Source organism: Helicobacter sp. 12S02232-10 (genome assembly GCF_002272895.1).
Classification (GTDB): Bacteria; Campylobacterota; Campylobacteria; order Campylobacterales; family Helicobacteraceae; genus Helicobacter_J.
This window is the reverse complement of record NZ_MLAQ01000004.1, coordinates 41,961-64,293: the sequence shown is the minus strand read 5'-3', so window position 1 is coordinate 64,293 and position 22,333 is coordinate 41,961. Positions and strand designations below refer to the sequence as shown.

At 33.5% G+C, this 22,333-nt stretch carries 25 protein-coding genes; 24 read left to right on the top strand and 1 reads right to left on the bottom strand.

The annotated features are described in order from the left end of the window. Window positions 1-38 precede the first annotated feature (38 nt). The 18 genes from BKH41_RS04375 (at window position 39) to BKH41_RS04290 (ending at window position 14,059) form a co-directional block, all read left to right on the top strand. Entirely contained in the window at window positions 39-668 is a 630-nt protein-coding gene (locus tag BKH41_RS04375; protein ID WP_095297369.1) for a hypothetical protein, read from the top strand. A gap of 1 nt (window position 669) precedes the next feature. Further along, window positions 670-1,326, top strand: coding sequence for a hypothetical protein (locus BKH41_RS04370; RefSeq protein ID WP_095297365.1), 657 nt, complete (start codon window positions 670-672; stop codon window positions 1,324-1,326). Between the two features lie 2 nt (window positions 1,327-1,328). Continuing rightward, complete coding sequence (locus BKH41_RS04365) at window positions 1,329-1,562, top strand: acyl carrier protein (RefSeq protein WP_095297363.1); 234 nt, start codon at window positions 1,329-1,331, stop codon at window positions 1,560-1,562. Beyond that, on the top strand, window positions 1,552-2,643 hold the full coding sequence (locus BKH41_RS04360; protein WP_095297361.1) for a ketoacyl-ACP synthase III: 1,092 nt from the start codon (window positions 1,552-1,554) through the stop codon (window positions 2,641-2,643). Before BKH41_RS04365 ends, BKH41_RS04360 begins: the two co-directional genes overlap by 11 nt. Beyond that, on the top strand, window positions 2,624-2,908 hold the full coding sequence (locus BKH41_RS04355) for an acyl carrier protein (protein ID WP_095297359.1): 285 nt from the start codon (window positions 2,624-2,626) through the stop codon (window positions 2,906-2,908). Before BKH41_RS04360 ends, BKH41_RS04355 begins: the two co-directional genes overlap by 20 nt. A gap of 1 nt (window position 2,909) precedes the next feature. After that, window positions 2,910-3,563, top strand: coding sequence for a hypothetical protein (locus BKH41_RS04350; protein ID WP_095297357.1), 654 nt, complete (start codon window positions 2,910-2,912; stop codon window positions 3,561-3,563). A 9-nt stretch (window positions 3,564-3,572) separates the two neighbouring features. Continuing rightward, window positions 3,573-3,791: an acyl carrier protein gene (locus BKH41_RS04345; protein ID WP_095297355.1), complete on the top strand. Its 219-nt coding sequence runs from the start codon at window positions 3,573-3,575 to the stop codon at window positions 3,789-3,791. Continuing rightward, window positions 3,788-4,504, top strand: a complete 717-nt coding sequence (locus tag BKH41_RS04340) for an SDR family oxidoreductase (protein ID WP_095297353.1) — start codon at window positions 3,788-3,790, stop codon at window positions 4,502-4,504. The genes BKH41_RS04345 and BKH41_RS04340 overlap by 4 nt, the downstream gene beginning before the upstream one ends. Before the next feature lie 60 nt (window positions 4,505-4,564). Continuing rightward, window positions 4,565-5,404: an AAC(3) family N-acetyltransferase gene (locus tag BKH41_RS04335; RefSeq protein WP_095297351.1), complete on the top strand. Its 840-nt coding sequence runs from the start codon at window positions 4,565-4,567 to the stop codon at window positions 5,402-5,404. Then, a complete protein-coding gene (locus tag BKH41_RS04330; protein ID WP_095297349.1) occupies window positions 5,401-6,105 on the top strand; it encodes an SDR family oxidoreductase in 705 nt (234 codons plus the stop codon). Before BKH41_RS04335 ends, BKH41_RS04330 begins: the two co-directional genes overlap by 4 nt. Window positions 6,106-6,151: 46 nt before the next feature. After that, window positions 6,152-7,672 (top strand): amino acid adenylation domain-containing protein, encoded by a 1,521-nt coding sequence (locus BKH41_RS04325; protein WP_095297347.1) that lies wholly within the window; start codon window positions 6,152-6,154, stop codon window positions 7,670-7,672. A gap of 123 nt (window positions 7,673-7,795) precedes the next feature. Next, a complete protein-coding gene (locus BKH41_RS04320) occupies window positions 7,796-8,614 on the top strand; it encodes a hypothetical protein (protein WP_180762734.1) in 819 nt (272 codons plus the stop codon). 1 nt (window position 8,615) lies between these two features. Further along, a complete protein-coding gene (locus tag BKH41_RS04315) occupies window positions 8,616-9,431 on the top strand; it encodes a formyltransferase family protein (RefSeq protein WP_095297343.1) in 816 nt (271 codons plus the stop codon). A 57-nt stretch (window positions 9,432-9,488) separates the two neighbouring features. Further along, a complete protein-coding gene (locus tag BKH41_RS04310) occupies window positions 9,489-10,277 on the top strand; it encodes a hypothetical protein (protein WP_095297341.1) in 789 nt (262 codons plus the stop codon). 3 nt (window positions 10,278-10,280) lie between these two features. Further along, window positions 10,281-10,586, top strand: a complete 306-nt coding sequence (locus tag BKH41_RS04305) for a hypothetical protein (RefSeq protein WP_095297339.1) — start codon at window positions 10,281-10,283, stop codon at window positions 10,584-10,586. Continuing rightward, the gene (locus BKH41_RS04300; protein ID WP_095297337.1) at window positions 10,583-11,314 is read left to right on the top strand and encodes an SDR family oxidoreductase; all 732 of its coding nucleotides are present in this window, start codon (window positions 10,583-10,585) and stop codon (window positions 11,312-11,314) included. Before BKH41_RS04305 ends, BKH41_RS04300 begins: the two co-directional genes overlap by 4 nt. Beyond that, complete coding sequence (locus BKH41_RS04295; protein WP_095297335.1) at window positions 11,307-12,719, top strand: fatty acid--CoA ligase family protein; 1,413 nt, start codon at window positions 11,307-11,309, stop codon at window positions 12,717-12,719. Before BKH41_RS04300 ends, BKH41_RS04295 begins: the two co-directional genes overlap by 8 nt. After that, window positions 12,710-14,059, top strand: coding sequence for a class I adenylate-forming enzyme family protein (locus BKH41_RS04290; RefSeq protein WP_095297333.1), 1,350 nt, complete (start codon window positions 12,710-12,712; stop codon window positions 14,057-14,059). The genes BKH41_RS04295 and BKH41_RS04290 overlap by 10 nt, the downstream gene beginning before the upstream one ends. A gap of 8 nt (window positions 14,060-14,067) precedes the next feature. Here BKH41_RS04290 and rfbF read toward each other — a convergent pair whose 3' ends face one another. Beyond that, a complete protein-coding gene (gene rfbF, locus BKH41_RS04285; protein ID WP_095297332.1) occupies window positions 14,068-14,862 on the bottom strand; it encodes a glucose-1-phosphate cytidylyltransferase in 795 nt (264 codons plus the stop codon). Window positions 14,863-14,979: 117 nt separating this feature from the next. Between rfbF and BKH41_RS04280 the strand changes: the two genes are divergently transcribed. The 6 genes from BKH41_RS04280 to BKH41_RS04255 all read left to right on the top strand — a co-directional run bounded on the left by BKH41_RS04280 (window position 14,980) and on the right by BKH41_RS04255 (window position 22,331). Next, window positions 14,980-16,182, top strand: a complete 1,203-nt coding sequence (locus tag BKH41_RS04280; RefSeq protein ID WP_095297330.1) for a glycosyltransferase family 61 protein — start codon at window positions 14,980-14,982, stop codon at window positions 16,180-16,182. Window positions 16,183-16,242: 60 nt separating this feature from the next. Then, entirely contained in the window at window positions 16,243-17,367 is a 1,125-nt protein-coding gene (locus BKH41_RS04275) for a glycosyltransferase family 2 protein (protein ID WP_095297328.1), read from the top strand. Between the two features lie 170 nt (window positions 17,368-17,537). Then, window positions 17,538-18,629 carry an NAD-dependent epimerase/dehydratase family protein gene (locus tag BKH41_RS04270; RefSeq protein WP_095297326.1) on the top strand — a complete coding sequence of 364 codons (1,092 nt, stop codon included), beginning with the start codon at window positions 17,538-17,540 and terminating at the stop codon, window positions 18,627-18,629. Further along, the gene (locus tag BKH41_RS04265) at window positions 18,629-19,888 is read left to right on the top strand and encodes a nucleotide sugar dehydrogenase (protein WP_180762733.1); all 1,260 of its coding nucleotides are present in this window, start codon (window positions 18,629-18,631) and stop codon (window positions 19,886-19,888) included. The genes BKH41_RS04270 and BKH41_RS04265 overlap by 1 nt, the downstream gene beginning before the upstream one ends. Window positions 19,889-20,091: 203 nt before the next feature. Beyond that, window positions 20,092-20,991: an NAD(P)-dependent oxidoreductase gene (locus BKH41_RS04260; RefSeq protein WP_095297322.1), complete on the top strand. Its 900-nt coding sequence runs from the start codon at window positions 20,092-20,094 to the stop codon at window positions 20,989-20,991. Further along, a complete protein-coding gene (locus tag BKH41_RS04255) occupies window positions 20,988-22,331 on the top strand; it encodes an FAD-dependent oxidoreductase (RefSeq protein WP_095297320.1) in 1,344 nt (447 codons plus the stop codon). The genes BKH41_RS04260 and BKH41_RS04255 overlap by 4 nt, the downstream gene beginning before the upstream one ends. Window positions 22,332-22,333 lie beyond the last annotated feature (2 nt).

The following is a 22,333-nucleotide window of genomic DNA, read 5'->3' as shown; positions in this document are numbered from 1 at the left end:
GATATAATCCCAAGCAAATAATTTTAGGCTAATCAATAATGAACAGCTATTATACGAAAGATCAACTCCATAAATTAGGTTTCAAATCACTTGGAGACAATGTACTTTTGAGTAAAAAAGCAAGTATTTATAATGCTGAAAATATCTCCATAGCAAATAATGTCAGAATTGATGATTTTGTGATTTTATCTGGATATATTGATATTGGAAGTTTTGTTCATATCAGCACAGGAAGCGTCCTAATGAGCAAAGAAGAAGGTATTATTTTAGAAGATTATTCGTGTGTAAGCATTCAATGTAAGGTTTTAGGTTCAAGCGATGATTTTACAGGGGAGGCTTTAGTAGGGCCGTGCATTCCTTTGCAATATCGCCATATTACTTCTAAACCAATCATTTTAAAAAAATACTCCCTCTTAGGTTGCAATTCAATCATACTGCCAGGTGGAAATCTTGCTGAAGGAGTCAGCGTAGGCGCAGCCAGTCTAATTTTACGACCTACAAAAGCTTGGGGAATTTATTTTGGAACTCCGGCTAAGCGTATTGCTGAACGAAGTAAAAATCTTCTAAAACTAGAAGAAGAATTTTCTGCACTGGGGGGGGGGGCAGATAAACTAAAATCATCACTCTCTTCAATCTCTCTTTTATTTTCGATCCAAAAAAGTGCTTGATATGAAAAATATTTTATTTATTGGGGCGGGAGGATTTGGAAGTGAATGCTACCAATATTTATCAGATGTAATGAATTTTGATAAAACTATTTCTTTTAAGGGCTTCTTATCTACAAGTAATGATTTAGCCCCTTATGGATTGGAGCATTTGTTTTTAGGACACTATGATGATTATAAATTTATGGAAAATGATTATGTTGTGATTGCTATTGGTTCGCCTGTTGCAAGATTTAATATTTATCATTTACTTAAAGATAGAGGTGTAAAATTTTACAATTTAATTTCTCCCAAGGCATTCATTACTCACACAAATAATATCGGCGAAGCAAATGTGATTGCGCCTTTTAGCACCTTAGGCATCAATACAATTATAGGAAATGCCAACATTATCGGCGCTTATGCTTTGATTGGGCATGATTGCAAAGTAGGAAATTATAACTTTATCAGCTCTTACACTTCTTTTGGCGGAGGTGCAAGTATAAAAGATTTCAATTTCTTGGCCCATAAAACTACTTTAACTCCCAAAACAAACGTTGAAAATAATTGTATTGTATCAGCAAACTCCGTAGTATCTAAGAAACTTAAGTCAAATTCCATTGCACTTGGGAATCCTGCTGAAATCATCGGAATAAACACAAATCAAATAAAGGAGATATAAATATGGAAGAAAAAATAAAGCAAATCATTCTTGAATTAAGACCTGATATTGAACTCGACCAAACAATAGAATTCATTAATGATGGGGTATTTGATTCCTTTGATATCATTTCATTGGTCGCTTCTCTTGACAAAGAATTTGGAATTTCCATAGATGGGAGCAAAATTACTCCAAAATATTTCAACACACTCAAAGATATTCAAAATTTAGTGAAAGAAAGCAAAAATGAACTTTAATTTTATTGGAAAAAAAATCTCCTCAATTACTAGCATACTCCCAGAAAATGAAAGTTTTTTTGATGATGAAATTTCCAATTATAACTTCCCGCCCAAAAAATCAAGAATTCTCAAAGAACTTATGGGATACGAAAAACACAGGGTTGCGTCTCCCAATACGCTTGCTTCTGATTTTATCATCGCTGGATTTGAACATCTTTTTACAAATAATATTATAGAAAAAGATGAAATTGACGCCTTCATTTATGTTACCCAATCTCCTGATTATCTTGTTCCACAAACTTCAACCATTATCCAACATAAAGTCGGACTAAAAAAAGATATTTTATGCTTTGATTTAAATCAGGGTTGCGCAGGGTTTATTCACGGACTTTTTCAAGCATTCTTTATGCTAGAAAACCCTAAGATTCAAAAAGTAGCCATTGCAAATTCAGATGTTTTGAGCCATAAAGTCAATAAAAAAGATCGCAATAGTTATCCCCTAGTAGGTGATGGTGGGAGTATTGCCATCGTTGAAGCAAGCAAAATCAAAAATGAAATCTTTTGTTTCAACCAAACTTTCGGAGAAAATGCACTTGCTATTTCCATCCCTGCAGGTGGCTTTAAACTCCCCTCCACAGACGCAACAGCCAAAGATTTTGAAGATGAAGACGGCAATATCAGAAGTTTAAACAATCTTGTTATGCAAGGGGCTTCCGTTTTTAGTTTCGTGCAAGAATATGTGCCTGTAATGGTAGATTCACTATTAAAGGAAGCAAAACTTTCCAAAGAGGAAATTGATTATTTTCTCTTTCATCAGCCCAATAAATTTATGCTTGAAAAACTTGCCGATAAAATGCAAATTCCTCACCATAAAATGCCCAACAACATCGTGCAAAATTTTGGCAATGGAAGTGGGATCACGATACCTCTTAATATTTGCTTTAATTTATCCTCTGATGCCAAAAAAAATCCCTTAAAAGTCTGCCTTGGTGGATTTGGAGTGGGACTCACACTCTCAGGGATTATTATGGATTTAGAAAAAATTCCTCATCTGCAACTCATAACCCTAAAGGAATCCTATGCAAACCTTACTGAATAAAATCCAAGATCTATTAGATGTCAAAGACTTAGATCTCCAATCAAAATTGAATGATTTTGACGAATGGGATAGTTTAAGTATGGTCGCCCTAATTTCTTTTGCGCAAAAATATTACCATATTAATATCAGCATTAATGAATTAATGGCGTGTCAAAATATTCAAAATATTTGTGATTTAATATTACCGCTGGGGGGGGGGGCAGATAAACTAAAATCATCACTCTCTTCAATCTCTCTTTTATTTTCGATCCAAAAAAGTGCTTGATATGAAAAATATTTTATTTATTGGGGCGGGAGGATTTGGAAGTGAATGCTACCAATATTTATCAGATGTAATGAATTTTGATAAAACTATTTCTTTTAAGGGCTTCTTATCTACAAGTAATGATTTAGCCCCTTATGGATTGGAGCATTTGTTTTTAGGACACTATGATGATTATAAATTTATGGAAAATGATTATGTTGTGATTGCTATTGGTTCGCCTGTTGCAAGATTTAATATTTATCATTTACTTAAAGATAGAGGTGTAAAATTTTACAATTTAATTTCTCCCAAGGCATTCATTACTCACACAAATAATATCGGCGAAGCAAATGTGATTGCGCCTTTTAGCGTGATTGCTTATAATGCAAAAATTGGAAATGGAAATCTGATCAATGTTTCTTGTGCTTTGGGGCATGATAGCGAGATTGGAAATTTTAATGTTATCGGCTCATATTCCGGATTTGCAGGATTTAGTTCTTTAAAAGACGGAAATTTCTTGGGTCCAAGAGTGAGTCTATTTCCCAAAGCAAAAGTAGGCAACAATAATAAAATTTCTGCAGGAAGTATTATTTTTAAACGCCTCAAAGACAATACTATAGCCTTTGGAAATCCGGCTGAAATCATCGGTGAAAACGAAATTTTTCATTTTAATTAAGGAGAAAATATGGAAAAAATATATGCAAAACTACAAGACATTTTAGAGGCAGACAATCTCTCAGATAATGATATTTTAGATAATTTTGAAGATTGGGATAGTTTGAGCATCATCACTCTAATCACATTTTTAGATAAAGAGTATGGTGTAAATCTCTATACAAACGAAATCAAGGCCACAAAATCCGTAAAAGATTTAATGGATTTAATCAAAAGCAAACTCAAATGAAATCCTTTGCTTTGCTCACAGGTGGAAACTCAGGTATTGGTAAGAGCATTGCTGAAGAATTAAGTAAAACACACAAAATTATCTTTATTTCACGCAATCCCGCCAAAACAATTGAGGTAATACAAACACTCCCAAACCCTGATGGACATAAAATTCTTGAATGCGATTTAAAAAATTTAAAAAAGATTGAGTGCATTATGCAAGAGATTTCTAAAGATCTTAAGATAGAAGTTTTCATCCATTCCGCAGGAGTGAGTTATATTTCTTATGCAAAAAATTTCTCCCTAAGCGAAATGTCAGATTGTGCCAATATTAATCTCTATTCAGCAATGATGATCATAAAATACTTGCTCAAAAAATCATTCAAATCCTGTCTTAAAAATATTATTTTTATCTCTAGCACATTCTCAAAAAAAGGAGAAATTGCAAATAGTTTTTACGCTTCTACAAAGGGTGGATTAGATTCTTATATGAAAAGCCTAAGCGTGGAACTTGCACCAAATATTCGGGTCAATTCCATTCTTCCAGGAGGCATATTTGAAACAGGTATGACAAAAAAACTTTTTACCGATGAACAAAAACAAGAAATTCTAAAAAAATACCCGCTTGGAGAAGGAAAATGCGAAGAGATTGCACAAGGCGTGAGATTTTTACTTCAAAATAAATGGATAAGTGGGCAACAAATCATCATTGATGGAGGATTTTGTGCCTGATATTTCACATACTAAACCGACGCTCCATCTATTGAAGCAGATATTAAATAAGGAAAATATATGGAAAATAAAAATCTGATTCTTTTTAAAAATAATCATCAAGCCATCACAAAAGAAATCTTGTTTAATTCCTTGCTTGAAATTGGGGCAAACGAATGTGAATATCTGTTTATCCATTCTGAACTGAATTTTGGAACACCCAATGAAACAATGAGCAAAAAAGAGCTCTTATCCGAGATTTTTGATGTTTTTATCAACCTTAATGTCCCTAATCTCATTATGCCTACCTTTAGCTTTAGTTTTTGTGCTAGAGAAGATTTTAACTTGCAAAAAACCAAATCCCCTATGGGAATTTTTAGCGAATATTTTAGAAAACATCCTAATGCTAAACGTAGCATTGATCCCTTAATGTCTTGCGCACTCATAGGTAAAGATCAAAGTCTGCTAGAAATCTCCAAACACTCTTGTGGCAAAGGAAGTTTATTTGATAAATTGCACCATAAAAATGATGTAAAATTTTTGTTTTTTGGCAATATAGTAAGTGATTGTTTTACTTATTCTCATTATATTGAAAAAATACTTGAAGTTCCCTACAGATATGATAAAACTTTTGAAGGTAAAATTATTCTAGAAGACAAAACCTATCAAGACAGCTTTATTTTACCCGTCAGATATGCCAATGTAAAAGCATTCGAAGATGATAGATTGAATAAATTACTCCAAAATGAAATCAAAGAAATTAAAACAGGAAAATCCCAAATCCAAATCGTGAATGAAAAAAATGCCTATGCCCTAATCTATGAGGCAATAGAGAAAGACATAGACTTTATGCTTAAGACTCCTTATCCAAGAGATACCCTAGACAATAGTTATCTTTATGAAAAAAAAGTTGCCCTATGAACTATACATTTCTTAGCGGAGCAACTTCAGATATTGGAAAGGCAATTGCACACTCACTAAGCAAAAGTCGCACACTCCTTTTAAGTGCGCGAGATAAAAAAAAGTTGGAAGAAATCGAATTGATTCCTGATTTTCCTCATAAAATCTTACCTCTCGATCTTAATCATATCCAAGATATTAAACCCTCTATAGAAAGCTTTATTCTAGGGGGGGGGGGGATAGACACTTTTATTCATTGCGCTGGGGACGCTAGCTTTGGGGCTATCAAACATTTTGACTATACCCACGCACTTGCAAGTTTTAATGTAAATATTTTAAGTTGCTGTGAAATCATTTCCATATTATTAAAAAAATCAAATAAAAATTGCCTTAAAAATATCATTCTGATTTCAAGCATATCCACGCTCAAAGGGTACAAGGGTACAAGTATTTATGCAGCAGCAAAAGCGGGGTTAAATTCTTTGGCAAGAAGCTTATGCAATGAACTGAGTCCTAAAGTAAGAATCAACTCCATCTGTCTTGGACCTATCCCTACAAATTCGAATGCATATTTAGATCAAAATAATTCAGATATAAGCGGATTTCATTCGGGAAACTGCGAAGATGTAGCAGGATTAGTAGAATTTTTATGTTCAAAATCTTCTGTCTATATCAATGGACAAAATATCGTTCTTGATGGAGGAAGAAGCGTTATAGGATGATAGGGTTATGATATAATAACCTCAAATTTACTCAATCGGGATTAGAATGAAAATCAATGTGGTGGAATATCTCCAAGAAACACTTCAAAAATACCCTGATAAAATAGGCTTTGAAGATAGCAATCAAAAACTTAGTTTCAAGGATTTTTTTCAATATTCTCTTCATATTTCAACCCATTTAAGCAATTTAGAACTTGATTGCGTTGTTATCGCTATCTTCTTACCTAAAAATATTGAATCACTCCTATGCATTAGTGGTATTTTGCTTTCTGGAAATATTTATATGCCCTTAGATATCAAAAGCCCTCAAGAAAGACTCAAATCAATTTTAGAGAATATTGCTCCTGGATTTATCATTACAGATATTGCCCATAAAAATAAGATTCAAGATATTTTTCCTGAAGAAAAAATTCTACTCATAGAAAATCTATTAGAAAAAACAGAAAATATAAAAACAAATTTTGCTTCTAGAATTGATACAGATCCTGCTTACATTATCAACACTTCAGGTTCAACAGGGGTACCTAAGGGAGTAGTAGTTTCTCATAGAAGCATCATTGATTATATTGAATGGATTTTAAGTGAAAAATCTATTTGCCCCACAAGCGATGATGTGATTGGTAATCAATCGCCATTTTATTTTGATAAGTCTTTATTTGATATTTATCCAACATTTAGCATTGGGAACAAGCTGATTTTACTTCCCGAACAGGCATTTATTTTTCCTGCCAAAGCTTTAGAAATTTTGGAAGAAAAAGAAATTAATTACATCTATTGGGTGCCTTCTATCTTGAATACTATCGCACATTATGATTTGCTCAAAAACACCAAACCCAAACTAGATAAAATATTTTTTGGTGGCGAAGCAATGAGTGCAAAAATTTTGAATTATTTCAAATCTCACTACCCAAATGCCACCTTTGGAAATCTTTACGGACCTAGTGAAATCACAGATATTTGCGCTTACTATATCGTTAAAAAAGAACTCAAAGATACAGATCCCATTCCCATAGGAAAACCCTGCAGGAATACTCAAATAGTTATTATTGATGAAGAAAATAATAAAATTTGCACACAAGGAAAGTCAGGAGAAATCTATATTCGCGGGAGTTGTCTATCACTGGGCTATTACAATGATTTAGAAAAAACAAAGTCTGTTTTTGTGCAAAATCCTCTACACCATTTATTTTATGATAGGATGTATAAAACAAATGATCTAGGCTACTATAACCAAGAGGGTGAAATTATTCTGATAGGTAGAAAAGATTTTCAAATCAAACACAATGGCTATCGTATCGAGCTTGGGGAAATTGAAAATGCTTTGGGAGATTTTAGAGCAATCAGCAATCATTGCGCCATCTATGCAAATAATCAAATTATTCTTTGCTATGAAAGTCAAAAAGAAATTGCCAAAACAGAATTCTTGAAGCATTTAAAAAACAGACTTGCAAAATATATGATGCCACATCTATTTTTACATTTTGAAAAACTTCCCTTGAATGCCAATGGCAAGATTGATAGAAAGACAATTCAAGCCAATATTTGCTCAACAAATCAAAATGGATAAAATGTGTTAAAATTCAGACTAAAAAAATTACCAAAGATAATCAAAATATAATAAGCAATGAAAAATTTCATACAAACAAAAATATCGTGCATTTATCCTCAAATCAATCTTTTAAAGGCAAAAATGCCCTTTTATACAAACCTTTACTCTTATACCAATATTTCTTACTGGGTAAAATCTACTCCCAGCACCCTTTTGCTTCTGAAGGAAGAAAAACAACTCATCAGGGTATATTTTTTTACAAATGATTTTATAGAGCTTGAAGAACTCATCACAGATCTCACGCACGATAAAAATCTCTGCATAGAAATCTTGCAAAAACAACCTGAGATTTATTTTAAAACACTCAAACCTCAAGCTCTTTATCTGCGCCTGAGAAAAACACTCACACCGCTCTCTCCATCTTCTGAAAGTCACACAAATTTTGATAATATCAATCCAAAAACATTGCACAAATTATTATTCAAAGATTTTAATCCTAATTTTGACCACTTACCTAATCTCAAAATGCTTCAAAATCGTTTTAAAAACAGACACATTCTAAGCGTGCGTACTCAAAATATTATCTATAGTTATCTTATTTTTACCCATACTGGCAAAAGCGCGTATTTAAATTTTATTGCCAACTACGGCGATAAGCAAAGTCTGCTTGAAATCTGGAAAGTCTTTTATCAAAAGTTAAACACTCTTGAGGTAAAATTTCTTCACTTATGGTGTGATACCCTTAATCTAAAGGCATTAAATATGTATCAAAAAGAAAATTTTTCCATAGATGGTCTAAAGAACTATATTTATATAAAACTTTCTAAGACAAACGGGGGGGGGGCCTACAAAAGGTTAAGAAACAAATACCTATTGACTATTCTCATATTAGGATCAAATAGAGAAAAAACAGATAATGCCAATCGTTTTGTAAGCAATTCTGTAAAGCAGGTTGCTTAGTATGGTTTATCAAAAAATTATTCTCATCGGACAAGCAACCATTGCATTAAATATCTTAAAAAATTTGCTTGAATATAGACATTTTATTTGCGTTATTTCCTACAAACCCCATAATCTCTGCATATTAAAAACATTTTGCCAATCAAACAAACTATCCTATCAAAGTTATGAAGACTCCGCGCCATTGAGTGAATTTTTATATTCTCTCAATTCCAAAACTCTCATCATTAGTGCCAACAATAATTATATTTTTCCTAATAATATTCTTTCAAAAACCAATCTTAAAATCATTAATTTTCACAATGCCCTGCTTCCTCTTCATAAGGGAGTAAATGCCCCTATTTGGAGTATTTATAATCAAGAAAAAACCACCGGAATTACTTGGCATCTAGTCAGCTGTGAGCTCGATAGTGGGGATATTATTATCCAAAAAGAAATCCCGCTAAGCCCAGATATTAATAGCTTCAAATTAATCCAACTTTTAATGGAATTGGGGCTGGAAGCATTTTTGGAGATCAAGCAAGATTTATTGAATGACACCCTATCAAGTACCCCTATGCCAAAATCTCTCTTGAACCCTCATAAATCAAACGACCTTCCAAATAGTGGCTTTTTGGAAATAGAATGGGAAAAAGAAAAAATTAGTGCATTTTTAAGGAGTATGGATTCTGGGGGCATTATGCCAAAACCAAAAATACACTTATGTAAAATGGAATATTTTATTATAAAATATTCCATTGACAAACCCATCTCTGGATCCATTCTTTTAAGCAAAAATAATATTCATATGCTTCTAGGGGGGGGGGGGGCTAGATGACTTCTCTATAAACAATCTCTTCTTCACTCGTTTGATCGATTTTGAAAAGAATTGTATATGAAGTTACTCCATCCCTCTCTTATTGAACAATACAAACAAGATATACAAAGTCAAGCCCAAAAACTCTATAGAAATGATTTCATCTCCATAGATAAAGAAATTTATGGGAAAAAATCCCAAAAAAGCCTGATTTTTTTAATCCCCTATAAAAATTTCACCAAACTTTATTTTATTTCATCGGATTTAAACGATCTTGAAAAAGAATTGAAAAATTTGGATTCTAATCAACTCTGTTTAGAAATCATTCAAAGAGGAGATTTAGATTTAGAACTGAAAGATATTCTCAAAAAGCATTTCACTTTTCATACGCGATATGAAAAACTTCTCATCAATATAAAAAATTTAAAATCCAAAATAAAAAGAGACTTTCATACAATACAATACGCCAAAAACAATGATTTGGATTTCATTTATACAACCTTGCACACAAATTTTGACGAAAGATTTGATCATCTCCCAAGTGAGCAAGATCTCCTAAACCTTATTCAAAACCATCAAATTTTGATTAAAAAAACAGGTACAGAAATCACTGCTTATTGTATTTACACACTCAATGGAAAAACAAGCCATTTTAATTATCTTCTAAATCTTAAAGCCGAACCTTTCACTCTGATAGCACTGATGGAGGAATATTATGAACAAATAAAAACAAAAAATATCCAGTATGTCTATCTCTGGGTAGATGTATTAAAAAATATCCGTGTCAAAAATATGCATTTAAAATATGGCTATCAAAGTAGCAATATTTTCAATCATACTTTTATAAAAACCAATTTTAAGGAGTAAATTATGAAAACAAAAATCCAAAATCTCATTTGCAAATCCTTGCAAAATTTGAGCGATGAGCTTGAAAATGATGCATTAAAAAATCCCGATGCAAGTACAAAAATTTATGGGGGGGGGGGCAACTTAGATTCTTTGGCGCTAGTGAGCTTTATTTCCGATCTTGAAGAAAGTATCAGTGATACATTGGGCATTGATATCACGCTTGCTGATGAAAGGGCAATGAGTCGCAGAAATTCACCTTTCAAAGATGTGCAAAGTCTAAATGAATATATTTTGGAATTGATTTCTCAAAAAAGTCCTTCCCTATGAAAAAAATCTTTATCATTACAGGGAGCAGAAAAGGTATCGGTAAAGACCTTTGTTCTTATTATCTTCAAAAAGGGCATATTGTATGCGGCTGCTCGCGATCACAAGGAAGCATCTCACACCCAAACTACAGGCATTTTGAATTAGATGTCAGCGATGAAAAATCTGTAGTAGCGATGCTTAAAGCCGTCAAAAAAGAATTCGGACAAATTGATGTATTGCTCAATAATGCTGGCATTGCCTCAATGAATCATTTACTTTTGACCCCGTTGAAAAGTGTGCAAAATATCTTTGCCACAAATGTTTTCGGGAGTTTTTTATTCATCAGGGAATGTGCTAAAATTATGAGTGCAAGCTACCTCAAGAATAAAAAACACACTCCCTACCCTCATTATCGCATTGTAAATTTTGCCACTATCGCCACTGCCCTAAGACTTGAGGGCGAAGCGATCTATGCTGCATCAAAAGCAGCCATTATCAATCTCACTGAAATTGCTGCTAAAGAACTAGCTTCCTTTGGCATTACCATAAATGCAATTGCTCCCACACCTGTCCCAACTGATCTTATCAAAAATGTCCCTAAAGAAAAAATGGACGCCCTGCTCGCCTCTCAGGCCATTAAGCGATTTGGAAGTTTTGAAGATGTATTACATCCCATAGAATTTTTCATTAATGAAAAAAGCGATTTTATTACCGGACAAACTTTATTCTTGGGGGGCGTGAATGCCTAACTTCTCCCATCCGTTTTTACAAAAAATCTTTGCTTATCCCAAAGAAAAAGAAGCCCTAATCTATCAAAATCATTCTTATACTTACGATGAGTTATGCCAACAAACGCAGGCTCAAATAAAATGCCTCTCAAATATTCCAAATGGCTCATCTATGGGAATTATAGGTGACTATGACATTGATTGTGTCTCGATGTTACTAGCAGGCATTGAAAAAAAAATGATCCTAGTTCCCTTAAGCGAACAAATCAGCAACCCTGAAAAACTTGAAATCGCTCAAACAGATTTGCTCTTTCAAAACAATATTCTTACCCCCTATACGCATAAAGCAAAGCACACAATGCTACAACACTTACAAGATTCTTCCCAAAGCGGGTTAATCCTATTTTCAAGCGGAAGCACGGGCAAACCCAAAGCCATCGTGCATAACTTAGACAATCTGCTTAATGCTTATAGAGAGAAAAAATACAGGTCGATAAAAATCTTGCTTTTTTTAATGTTTGATCATATTGGCGGACTAAACACGCTTTTTAATACGCTTGCAATGGGAGCTTGCGGAGTAGGAATTGAAAACAGGAAAAATGTAGAGCTTCTTGCTCAAACCATTCAAAACCATCAAATTTCTCTCTTACCTGCAAGCCCATCATTATTAAACCTGATGCTTTTGAGCGAAGTCAATAAACACTATAATTTAAGTTCTTTAAAAGTCATCACTTATGGCACCGAACAAATGCCCTCTTCTCTGCTTGCAAGACTAAAAGATATCTTCCCTAAAGTCAAATTCCATCAAACCTTTGGAGCCACAGAAGTAGGAATTACCCAAACCAAATCCTTTAAAAATGCCATCAAGCTTGAAGATGTTGCGTATAAAATCATTCAAGGAGAACTTTATCTCAAATCCGATACTTGCGCACTCGGTTACCTCAACGTTTCAGACAATGTCTTTGATGCACAAGGATATTTTGCCACTGGGGATTTGGTTGAAACAATTGAGAAAGACGGGGAAGAGTATATCAGGATTGTTGGGAGAATCAAAGAAATCATCAATGTCGGGGGTGAAAAAGTATTGCCCCAAGAGGTTGAAGAAGTTGTTTTTGAAATGGATGGCATCAAAGACTGCCTTGCCTATGGAGAAGCCAATCCCATCACAGGACAAAGCGTGAGTTTAAAAGTCGTGTTAGATGAAAAGATTTTAGACCCTAAAGACAAAATAGGATTAAAAAAGCTTATCCGTGAATTTTGTAAAAATCGATTAGAAAACTATAAAATCCCTACAAAAATCATCGTCACACAAAATTTAAACGTGAGTGCGCGATTCAAAAAAATGAGGGGGGGGGGGCTAACTAATCTTCCCCTCTGGGCAAATAATCTTAATTATTATTTCCTTAGGAACCTCCAATGTTCTTAAGGCATACTTTTTTTGAAAGATTCCAAACCTATAAAAACCGCATTGCCCTGATCCATAAAGACCAAAAATACACTTATGGAGATTTAAATGAAAAAATATCTGAACTCTTATTGTCTCTAAAAATTCCTGATCAAAGTGCTGTTTCTCTAGTGGGAGACTACAGCTTTGAAACCATAGCAACCTTTCTTGCATTATGCATCAAAAAATGCATCATCACACCTATAAATTTAAAACCCCCTACTCACCTGATTGAACATCTTTGGGCGCAATTTTTGATTGAAAAAAATCAAGTTTTACCTATTAAAAAAAACCTCACTTGCCCCCAAAACCACCCCCTCATCAAACAACTCATCCAAAAAAATGCAAGTGGATTGATTATTTTGAGTTCTGCAAGCACGGGCAAACCCAAAAGCATTCTTCACAATCTGGATTTAATGCTTGATTTTTATGCTCAAAAAACTTTCAACCCTACTAACGTCGCAGGAGTATTTTTATTTGATCATATTGCTGGGATTGATGTGCTCCTAAGTCAATTTAGCACTTCAGGGATATTATGTGTTCCCGAATTCAGGACACCCCAAAGCGTGGGTGAAATCATTCAAAAATATCGCGTAGAAATTCTCCCCTCTTCGCCAACTTTTTTACGTCTGCTTTTGCTTGCCCAAATTACAGACACATTTGATCTGACCTCATTAAAACTCATTATTTATGGTTCTGAAATGATGCCCCCTCAATTGTTAAAAGATTTAAAAAATACTCTGCAATGGGTAAAATTCAAGCAAAGCTTCGGGACAAGCGAAACAAACGCCATTAAGACTAAAAATGCAAAAACTGCTTCAGGTTTTATCCGATTAGATCCCGCCCACACACAATATAAAATCATCAATAATGAATTATGGCTAAAGTCCAAGACTCAAACATTAGGCTATTTGGAAACTTATGAAGATACTTTTGAAGAAGGTTGGTTTAAGACGGGAGATCTAGTAGAAACCATCAGTGAAGATGGAGAAGAATTTATTAAGATTATCGGTCGCACCAAAGAAATCATCAATGTAGGCGGACAAAAAGTATTACCCCAAGAGGTTGAAAACACTATCGGGGAGTTAAAGGGCATCAAAGACTGCCTTGCCTATGGAGAAGCCAATCCCATCACAGGACAAAGCGTGAGTTTAAAAGTCGTGTTAGATGAAAAGATTTTAGACCCTAAAGACAAAATAGGATTAAAAAAGCTTATCCGTGAATTTTGTAAAAATCGATTAGAAAACTATAAAATCCCTACAAAAATCATCGTCACACAAAATTTAAACGTGAGTACGCGATTCAAAAAAATGAGGAGATAGCAATTATTTTAAAGCCATAGTGCCCAAGGCGCATTTCCACTTTGCCACATCTTTGTCATCTCCATTTTATCACGCAAAGTATCCATACATTTCCAAAATCCATAATGCTTATAACTATATAGTTCTCCACTTTGAGCAAGTCCCCTTAAAGGAGCTTGCTCAAATACGCAACTCTCATCCTGTTGAATATAATCAAAAATTTTTGGCTCGCATACAAAAAATCCTCCATTTATCCAACCAGCATTATGCAAGCTTTTATCACCCTTAGGTTTTTCAGTAAAACTTTTGATGCGTCCATCACTCTCTTGGATATCAAGCGCACCAAACTTACCATCAGGCAACACAGAAGTCATAGTCATTGCCTTTTTATGGGATTTGTGAAATTTAATGAGTGCAGGAATATCCACATCACTCAATCCATCGCCATAAGTCAGCATAAAAGTTTCATTCTGCACATAAGGTCTGGCTTGTAAAATCCTGCCTCCTGTCATCGTATCTTGCCCCGTATAAAGCATAGTGACTTTCCAAGGCTCGTGACGCATCGTGTGTATCTGCATAGAATTATCTGCCATATCAATGGTAATATCGCTGTAACGGGTATAATAATTAATAAAATATTCTTTGATAATATGGGATTTATAGCCTGTCAATACAATGAACTCATTATAACCATAATAGCTGTAAATCTTCATAATGTGCCATAAAATAGGTTTTCCTCCAATTTCAACCATAGGTTTTGGCTTAACCTCAGTTTCTTCAGATAACCGCGTACCATACCCACCTGCCAAAATCAAAACCTTCATTGCATTGCACCTTTTTTTCTTATTGATACATTTTGCAGAGATTTTATCGAAACTATTCTTGTTTTACACTATAATGATTTCATTAAATTACCAAAATACCCATCAAAGAAAGCAAGAATGAATTATCTACAACTCAAGATCAGTAATCTGATACCTAAAAACTCCCTTGAATATCGCTCCATTACAGATCCAAACAAGCCCTATAGCATTGCAGATATGACAAAATATGGTTTGCGCACAAGTAAAACAGACAGATGGGGGGGGGGGCAAACAAATGATCCTCTCAATGTGCCGCTTGATGAAATTCAAATTCTCCAACTTGACCAAGTTGAACTCATTGAGCAATGTGCTGTTTTTAAAAATGGTCAAACTATCTATGAAACCCTTGATTGCTACGATCCCACTAATACATACCCTCAAACCCAATATGACTATATTAAAAATCTTTCATTATTCAATCTAAAGACTTATCAAGATATAAAGAATTATGTTAAACACTTGTATTTTTTAAGACAAAACAAAAAACTTCTTGACCCAAAAATCCCAAAAATTCTTTGCTTTTGTCCGTGGTTTTCGAATATGTATCATTTTTTATTTGAAGCCTACCCAAGACTTTTAATTCTTTTGGAGCATTTTAAAAAACAAGGAATTGAAGATTTTTATATCATTGCACCTCCAAAATATAGAGGATATGCAAAATATCATCACTGGTATATCCAAGATATTTTCAAAATGTTGCAAATCCCTCAAGATAAAGTCATTTATCTTGATTATAAAATCTCTCAAGCAAACCATCTTTATGCCTGCACCTCTCCAAGATGCAATCCAACTTATGTCCTGCCCGCTATCAAAAAACTTCAAAATTATTTTTATGAGAAAGATTTTAAAAATCTTGGGACACGTATCTATATCAGTAGGAAGAAATCCGCTTATAGGTATTTAAATAATGAAGAAGAAATTTATGAAATCCTCCATAAAGAATATGGCTTTACACGTATATATATGGAAGATTTTAACCTTAAAGAAAAAATAAATATTATGATGAATGCAGAAATTACTCTCAGCGTAGATGGGACAAGTGCTGTAAATGGCTGTTTTATGGAAAAGCCCAATGCAAAAATAATTGCTCTCAGACCTTATGAAATGTCTGAATTTCAACTATTTATACCAAGTGTATTCGAAAATATTCAATATCTCCCCATAGTCTGTGACGTTCAAGATCAAATCGGGGAAAATATATGGAGCAGAAGCAATTTGTATTTAAACCCAGATTACTTGCACAAAAAATTTCAAGAATATCAAGTTGAGCGCATCAATTAAGCTAATATTTTATATAATCAAAATACATTTCGCCCTAGGGCAATATATTTAAGGAAACAAATGAAAACCCAAGCTTATCCAGAATATAAGCAATTTTACTCACCCGCATTTAATGCAGAGTCATTTCTGAAATGCCAACCCAACTTTAATGACACAAATCATATCGAATCTGTAAAAATTTTTGAACAAAACGATCATCAAAATCCTCTCATCACAATTGCAATTCCTACTTATAAGCGCATTGATACACTGATTGAAGCACTCAAATCAGCTATTTCTCAAAATATACCAATGGGATGGGGGGGGGGGTATGAAATTATCGTTGTAGAAAATACGGACGACTTCTACGCCTCAAGCAAACTAGAAGAAATTCTTCAGGACTACAGAGGTAAGCTTACTTATTATAGAAATAAACAAAATCTAGGACTTTTTGGTAATTGGAATCGCTGTCTCAGCCTCGCCAAAGGAAAATGGGTTTGCATACTTCACGATGACGATATTCTAATGGATGATTACATTGTCAAAATGGAAGGCTACATCCGACAAATAAATCAAAATACTGCCCTTATTTCAGGAAAAGCTCTCAATTTTTATACAAATCAAGCTGAACTCAAATACAAACATATTGCTCCGGTACCAAAAACTTTATTTTGGTACTGTAAAAAAATTCTAAAAAAAATGCTGAAATTTTTATTTTTTGGCATCTTTCCTAAACATATCAGCAAGAAAAATGCCAATGAAATCATTATAAATAATTCTATCTATCCATCGTGTCTTTTACACAACAAAGAATTATGTATAAAAATGGGTGGTTACAATCAAAATTTTTACCCCTCTGACGATTGGCTTTTTCATATACGTTGCGCACTCCATTCAGATGTTTATTTGGTTGATTATATCTCCCATAAATATCGCTACGACATCAATGAATCTTTTTCCAAAAAAACAATTATTGGGACTTTCATTATCTATTGCCTCAATATTAACAAAAACGCCAAGATAAATTCGATTTACAAAAACTATCTTATCAAGCAATTTTGTGAAGCAGTTTTTGTAAATTCTGGGATAGAAGGAGTAAAAGAAGAGCTTGAAGATTTTATTTCACAATACAATATAGACACCTCACCCATCCGTTTAAAAGAAAATTTAGTGGGCAAGTTCTATAATATTAAATATTTTGACTAAAAATCTAAGGAACATTTTGAATCAAGACAAGCTCCAGTCAAACATTTTTGACTACAAATTTCTATTTTATTTGGTTTCGAATTCTCTCTTTCTGCCGCACAATCAAAATACTGCAAAACTTTCACAAACTGCAAGTTCAAAGTATTTATATTCTATTTTGGAGGTTTCTTATGCTTAACCCTATTCTTAAAGAAGATTTACATTCCATCCTTAACTCGCTTTCAAAAGAACAAAGAGACATTTTTTCAGAATCAACAATCTTGATCACAGGATGTGCAGGTTTTTTAGGGTTCTATTTTATGCATTTCTTTGCTTATTTTCACCAAGAATTAAAAATTTCCAACGTCATTGCTCTAGATAACTTTATGCTTCGCACTCCAAAATGGCTCAATGATTTAAAAATCCAATATCCTGCCCTGATAAAAGTTAATAAATTCGACATTATCAAAGACAAAATCGAAAGCTTGGAAAATTCAAAACAGGCGAACCTCATTATCCATCTAGCAAGCATTGCCTCGCCCGTTTTTTATCGACAATATCCTATAGAAACACTAGATGCTAATATTTGGGGACTTAGAAATCTATTGGAATTTTACAAAGACAAGCCCATTAAGGGACTTTTATTTTTCTCAAGCTCAGAAATTTATGGCGACCCAAGTCCAGACCAAATCCCTACAGACGAAGATTACAGAGGCAATGTTGCTTGTATCGGCCCACGTGCTTGTTATGATGAATCCAAACGCTTTGGAGAAACTTTATGCTATTTGTTTGCACAAAAATATAGTATGCCAATTACCATTGCTCGTCCTTTTAATAACTATGGTCCAGGTATGAATCCTGAAGACAAAAGAGTACCTGCAGATTTTGCTAAAGCAATCTTGCAAAATAAAAATATTGAAATTTTAAGCGATGGAAGTCCCAAAAGAACTTTTTGCTATATATCCGATGCACTTAGCGGATATATAAAAACACTTGCTTATCAAAAATTTGACTATTTTAATATCGGCACAGATACTCCAGAAATATCAATCAAGGAACTTGCTCTGATCTACAAAAATGCCGGCGAAAAACTATTGAATTATAATCAAAACATCATTTTTGAAACGCCAAGCGATAAGGAATACCTCACCCATAACCCCAATCGCCGATCTCCTATTATAAAAAAAGCAAAAGAACTCCTCTCCTATGAACCTAAGATCTTAGTTGAAGAAGGGGTAGAAAGATTTTTAAAATTCTTAATCCTAGAAAAAGAGGAAAAATGATGAAAATAACAGTTTTTGGACTTGGTTTTGTAGGTCTTACAACAGCTGTAGGATTTGCCAAAAAAGGCTTTAATGTTAGAGGTTGCGAAATAGATGATTTAAAATACCAAATGCTTCAAAATGCTCAAGTGCCTTTTTTTGAAGAAAATTTAGAAGAAGCTCTCAAAGAAGTTTTAAATGAAAAACTTTTTATTACAAACGACGTTATCCAAGCACTTCAAGATGCAGAAATTATTTTTTATTGCATCGGCACCCCAATGGGGGAAGATGGAGAAGCCGATCTTAGCCATATCCTCAAGGCTCTAAGGGTTTTTGCTCAAAACAAAAACAAAACTTCCAACAAACCGATTCTAGTTATTAAATCTACCGTTCCTCCATCAACTTCAAGCGAAATTTTCATCCCTTTTTTAGAAAATCTAAAGCTAAAAAATAATCAAGATTTTATTTTGGCAAACAACCCTGAATTTTTACGCGAAGGTTTTGCCTACAACGATTTTATGAATCCAGACAGAGTAGTGATTGGCACGCAAGATGCAAAAAATCTAAATGCTCTTGAGAGGCTTTATGAACCTTTTAATACAAAAATAATATTTACCAATCTCAATACGGCCGAATTCATTAAATATTTAAGCAATACAACCCTTTCTATGATGATCAGCTATGCTAATGAAATGAGTATGGTTGCAGAAACGATTGGAAATATAAACATACCTGAAGCATTTAAAACGCTCCATTTTGATAAACGCTTCAGTGGAAATCCTGCTAGTATTACAAGCTATATATATCCTGGAATGGGCTTTGGAGGGTATTGTTTGCCTAAAGACACGCTTGCAATATGTAAAAAATCAAAAGATAAGGGATATGAAACAAAAATCTTACAAAACATTATCCGTGTTAATGAAGAGATCTTGGATTTTCATCTTTCAAAAATCTGCAATGAAGTTCCCAAAAATTCCAAAATAGGGGTGCTGGGACTCAGTTTTAAACCAAATAGCGATGATGTCAGAGAAAGTAAATCATTCATTTTGATTCAAAAACTTCTTCAAAATGGATTCAAAAATATAAGCGCCTATGATCCTCTAGCAAATAAGGCATTTAAAAACACCTACAAATTAGAAATCAAATATTGCGAAAATTTAGAAGAAATGCTTATTTGGGGTGAAGTTTTTATCATTGCAACAGCTTGGGAAGTGTTTAAAACTATTCCTAAATTTCCAAAGAAAAAAATATATAATTTAAGATATATAGAACTAGATTAAATTAAAAAAATTTTTAAAATAAGGAAAAATAATGCAATATATAATAAAAAAGAACATACCTTTTCTTGTAAGCATACTTTTTAATCTTCAAAATAATTGTATGCTCAAGTCTTTCTATTTTGCCACAAAATTAGAATGGCAAAGAATTGCAAATATTTTTAAAATATTTCAACAATTTTTGAAAATTTTCAAAGTATAGACTTATGAAACTCTTAATAACAGGGGCAACAGGCTTTGTGGGAACAAATTTTGTCCTAAAACTACATCAAAAATATAATATCACAGCACTATTGCGTCCCCATAGCAATCAAAAAGCCATTCAAGATTATTGTAAAATACACCGATATGATGGGAATATTGAAAATCTTATCAAATTATTTGAATGTGAAAATTTTGAAGGCGTCATCCATTTGGCAACCCTTTATAAATCCAATCATAGCATTGAAGATTTAGATGCGATTTTAGAATCAAATATCATCTTTGGCACCCAAATCCTAGAAGCACTCAAAATAAACCCACCGAATTTTTTTATCAACACACTCACCTTTAGTCAATTTGCCAATACAACAACATACACTCCAGCAAGTCTCTATGACGCAAGCAAACAGGCATTTTTTGATATTATAAATTTTTACAATCAAAGCCTGCCTACAAAATTTTCGCAGCTGTTGCTTTACAATACTTACGGGATAAATGATTTTCGACCTAAAATTTTCAATCTATGGCAAAACAATATCCAAAATCAACTACCCTTAGCAATGTCAGCAGGAAATCAAAAAATTGACATCAGTCATATCGATGATGTGATCAATGGTTTTGATATTTTGATACAAAATATCACCAATAAGGAAAGTTTCGATCCTTCCATTATCTACACTTTAGAAAATTTTCCACGCTATAGTTTGAAAGAATTGGCAAACATTTTTGAAAATGTCTTAGCCAAAAAACTCAACATTATTTGGGGAGCAAATCCCCCAAGACAAAATGAAATACAAGAGCCTATTTCAAGCTTATTATCTGAAAAATTTCAGAAATTACCAAATTGGAATCCTCAAATCACCTTAGAACAAGGGATTAAAAAAACTTTTGGAGAACACAAATGAGTCAAAAAATTGCTATCTTGGGTGCTGGAATTGCTGGAATTTCTGCTGCATATCACGCACAACAAAAATATCCTAATGATGAAGTTGTCATTTATGAAAAGGAATCTTTTTGGGGAGGGCTATGTGGAGGATTTGAACTTGATTCAACATTGGGAAAATTTTGGTTCGATCATTTTGTACATCTTTCATTTGCTTCCGACCCTTATGTAAAAGACAACTTTAATCGTTCTGCAACCCCGATCCTACACACCCCTGATCCCATAAACTATTACAAAAATATTCAGATCAAGCATCCTGCTCAAAATAATCTCTATCCCCTTGATCCTGAAATAAAAGTAAAAATCATCAAAGATATGCTTAAAAATGTTTATGAAATCCCGACAGAAAAAAGAGAAGCAAAAAATTTTGAACAATGGCTAAAGTTCCAATATGGTGATTATTTTGCAGAACATTTTCCAATGGCTTATACCCGAAAATATTGGACGACAGAAGCAAAAAATCTTAGCGTTTCTTGGGTTGGGGATCGCCTTTATCGCCCAAATATTGAAGAAATTCTTTATGGAGCAATGAGCAATAATACACCTTGTACTTATTATGCCAAAGAACAAAGATACCCCAAATGCGGACAATATCGATCATTTTTTAAGCTCTTTGCAAACCAGTGCCATATTCTCTATAACTATGAAGTCAGCAGTATTGATATGGAATCAAAAACATTAACCTTCAAAACAGGAGATTCAAAACATTTTGACAAAATTATCTCCACTCTTCCTCTGCCCTCTTTGCCAAATTTAATTGTTCAATGCCCCAAGAATATTCAAGAAGCCAAAAAAGATTTGTTTGCAACTTCAGGAGCAATTGTTTCGCTTGGATTCAATAAAAAAATTGCAGTCAAAAACTTATGGTTTTATATTTATGATGAAGATATTTTACCCTCAAGAGTATATAGTCCCTCAAATAAAAGTCCCGCAAATGCTCCAAAAAACTGCAGCAGTCTGCAAGCCGAAATTTATTTTTCTCCATTAAAGCCTATCAATGCATTGGATAGCAAGCTAAAAAAACTATCCGAAGAACAAATAAAAAAATTCTTTTTAGAACATACAATAGAAAAATTCATTAAAATGGGATTGTGCAAAGAATCTGATATTATTGCCAAAGATGTAAGAATTCTTCCTTACGCCAATGTTATTTTTACCCACCAAATGGAAGAAAAACGTCAAATTATTGCAGATTATTTAAGCTCTATAGGATTACTTTCTTGTGGCAGGTTTGGAGAATGGGATTACTTTTGGAGCGATCAAAGCTTCCTTAGCGGAAAAAAAGCCGGACAAGCAATATAAAT